General features: G+C 69.0%; 1 pseudogene. It reads left to right on the plus strand.

Going from position 1 to position 261, the window contains the following annotated elements:
- Positions 1-99: 99 nt before the first annotated feature.
- Positions 100-261, plus strand: a pseudogene (locus tag SM753_RS20810) (NUDIX hydrolase); the annotation flags it as partial.

Below are 261 nucleotides of genomic sequence, written 5' to 3' on the forward strand. Positions count from 1 at the left end.
TGCGCTCGCGACGCGCGTGCCGAACGCGGTCGAGGGGGACGTGGCGCACGTGACGTACAACGGAACGGACTACCGACTGGAGATCGTTCGTGGGGACGAATGAGTCGCGACCTCCCCCCTGCTGAGTGGCCGGTTCGAGAGTCCGTCGCGGAGTACGAGACGCCGTGGTTCACCGGCGGCCGTGACCGCGTCGAGCAACCCGACGGCTCCGAGAAGGACTACTACTGGGCGACGCTCCCGGACGCGGTCGTCGTGGTGGCG

The sequence above is a fragment of the Halostella sp. PRR32 genome (genome assembly GCF_034808085.1).
Lineage (GTDB): Archaea > Halobacteriota > Halobacteria > Halobacteriales > Natronoarchaeaceae > Halostella > Halostella pelagica.